The sequence below is a fragment of the Geodermatophilus chilensis genome, from assembly GCF_002802985.1.
Taxonomy (GTDB): Bacteria; Actinomycetota; Actinomycetes; order Mycobacteriales; family Geodermatophilaceae; genus Geodermatophilus; species Geodermatophilus chilensis.
In genome coordinates, this window is record NZ_NVPT01000301.1 from 1 (window position 1) to 2,746 (window position 2,746).

General features: G+C 69.8%; 3 protein-coding genes. 2 read left to right on the forward strand and 1 reads right to left on the reverse strand.

Going from position 1 to position 2,746, the window contains the following annotated elements; all coding sequences use genetic code 11:
- Both CNO22_RS26575 and CNO22_RS26580 read left to right on the forward strand, forming a co-directional pair.
- On the forward strand, nt 1–342 hold a 342-nt coding region (locus CNO22_RS26575; RefSeq protein WP_198588633.1), incomplete at its 5' end, for an arginase family protein.
- Between the two features lie 340 nt (nt 343–682).
- Nucleotides 683–1,846: a hypothetical protein gene (locus tag CNO22_RS26580; protein WP_100502229.1), complete on the forward strand. Its 1,164-nt coding sequence runs from the start codon at nt 683–685 to the stop codon at nt 1,844–1,846.
- A gap of 59 nt (nt 1,847–1,905) precedes the next feature.
- Here the strand turns inward: CNO22_RS26580 and CNO22_RS29555 are convergent, their stop codons facing one another.
- Nucleotides 1,906–2,571 carry a DEAD/DEAH box helicase gene (locus CNO22_RS29555; protein ID WP_232807382.1) on the reverse strand — a complete coding sequence of 222 codons (666 nt, stop codon included), beginning with the start codon at nt 2,569–2,571 and terminating at the stop codon, nt 1,906–1,908.
- Nucleotides 2,572–2,746 lie beyond the last annotated feature (175 nt).

Below are 2,746 nucleotides of genomic sequence, written 5' to 3' on the forward strand. Positions count from 1 at the left end.
GCCTGCTTCCTCGACGACGAAGAGGTCGCCTCCCGGGGCGGTGAGGCGTCGATGACCGCGGCGATGGACGGGATCAGCGGTGTCGCGTTCTGGCTCCACGTCGATCTCGATGTGGTCGCGACGGAGGACTTCGTTGCCGTCGACTATCCGCAGCCGGGCGGCCTGCACTGGGACGAGCTCGACCAGATGGTCGCGGTCCCGTTCGCGGGCACACACTGCCGCGGCGTGAGTATCGCCATCTACAACCCCGATCGAGACCCCGATCGCGCAGCGGCCCAGCGCATCGTCGAGTTCGTCACCCGCTCCATCGAGGGCCTGCGGCCGGCCGCGACCGAGCCGTGACCGGGAGATCGAACGAAGAGGTTCGATCGACGGCTGAGGCCCCGCCGTCAGTGACCGCGGAGCCTCAGCTCTGGAGTGTCCGAGGGGCGACACGGTACATACGCACACGGGTACGGCCGTGATCGGCACGGGTGTCGACGGCCTCGGTGAATGGGCCGGGGGATGAGACACGGGGCCGGCGCGTTCCGCACGCAGGCCGGATGTTGTCGACGATGACCGTGGAGCCGGTGGTTGCCCCCTCGGTCCGGTTCGTGTCTGGCCGGAAGCGGTCCGGTGCGGGACCGTGAGATCGGCCTTCGGCACCGCGGATTCGCGTCGGCAACGCGGAGGACTGCTCGCGATGAGCGAATACCAGTACTACGAGTTCGTGGCGATCGACCAGCCGCTGACCCACGACGAGCAGGCTGAGCTCCGGGCGATCTCGACACGGGCACTGATCACGCCCACCAGCTTCGTCAACCACTACGAGTGGGGTGATCTGAAGGCCGATCCGCGCCATCTGGTCGAGCGCTACTTCGATGCGTTCCTCTATCTGGCCAACTGGGGGACGCGCCGGCTGATGTTCCGGATACCTGCCGAGGTGTTCGACTCTCCGGCCGGAGCCACGGCCACAGTGGAGCGCTACCTCGTCGGCGACTGTTCGACCGCATGGACGACCGGCGGGCACATCATCATCGATCTGTTCGCCGAGGACGACGACGGCGGGTACGACGAGGAGTGGCTGGACGGCTCTGGCCTGTTGGCCTCGATCGTGCCGGTCCGCAGCGAGTTGCTGGCCGGGGATCTGCGGCTGCTGTACCTGGCGTGGCTTCTTGCCGCCCTCAACGGTGAAGTCGACGAGGACGCGGTCGAGCCACCCGTCCCCCCAGGACTCGGTCGGTTGAGTGCGGCGCTGAGCATGGTGGTCGACTTCCTGCGCATCGACCCTGACCTGCTCGCTGTCGCAGCAGAGCGCAGTGCTCCAACCAGCGTCGACGACACGCTCACAGAGCTACCCGCCTGGTTGGCGCAGCTGCCGGTGGAGAGCAAGGACGCGTTCCTGCTCCGGGTCGCCCGAGGCGACGGGCCCAAGGTCCGCGCGGAGCTCTTGGCCGGCTGCCGGCGGGCGGCCGCGTCGGTCGGGGCCGGTGACGTTGCCGGCCGGACGGCAGAGGAGCTGCTCGCGCAGTCGCGGAGGCGCCGTGAGGATCGGCGGCGTGCGGCTCAGGAGGAGGCCCAGCGGCGGGCCGCGGAGCGCCGTCGCGCCACCGGACGCGCTCGCGAGAACCACCTCACCGAGCTCGCGGGACGGCAGGACCGGGCATGGCAGGAAGTTCTCGAGCTGGTCGAGCGACGCACAGCCGCCGATTACGACACGGCGGTGGCTCTGCTCCACGACCTGGGGGAGGTCTGCCGCCGGGAGGGAACGAGCGAGATGTTCGCCGATCGGGTCCAGCAGCTTCGTCGGGAGCAGCGCCGCAAGATCTCTTTCCTCCAGCGGCTCGACCGCCTCGGCGTGGTGTGACCCGATGCTGCGGACGCACCTGATTGCTCCGCCTCGCTGGTCACCGATGGCGGCGCTGCCTACCTGACCAGGCGGCGCGGGTCAGGGAAGCCGAGGCTGGTGTAGCCAGGGGCACGCTTGGCCAGCGATGAGGCGAGGACGCCGGTCGCGACGTCGTGGTAGTCGTGCACCTCGGTGGTGGCCTTGCCGGGGAACGGGCGGAGGATGCGTCCGGCGTACTGCACGAGGCGGCCCTTGAACGCGACCGGTGCGGCGAGGAAGAGCGTGTCGAGCGCCGGGCAGTCGAACCCCTCGCCAACGTAGGGGCCGGTGGCGACGGCCAGCAGCGGTGGCGCGTCGGGCCGGGGGTTCAGCCGGGCCAGCGCCGCCGTTCGGGCCTTGGCCCCCATGCCGCCGCGGAGCACGACCGGTTCATGCCCCCGCTCGCTCAACGCGGTCACGAGCCTGTCCAGCTGCTCGGTCCACTGGGTGAGCACCAGGCAGTGCCGGCCACGGGCCAGCGCGGCGACGACGTCGTCGGTGATCTGGCCAGTGCGGGCGTCGTCCGCGATCAGGTCTCGGTAGATCGCCGCGATCCCGCCGGGTGCGGAGGGATCGGCATCGCCGGTGTAGCGGTAGCCGGTGGCGTGGACGTGCAGGACCGGTTCCGGTGCCTGAGCATCCGAGGACCGGCTGCCCAGGGTGCCGGCGGGCGGCTGGGCCAGGGTGTGGCGGATCGGGCCCAACTGCAGGGCGATGAGGTCGTCGAGCTGGTCGCGCCGGTACGGGGTGGCGGTCAGCCCGGAGTTCCGAAGATCACACGCACATGCAGGCTTGATCGATAGCGTTGTCGCTGGTCAGCGGGTCGGGTGTCGTCGCAGCGCCTAAATCCTGTAGGCACACGGCTGGTGCTTTTCAGCT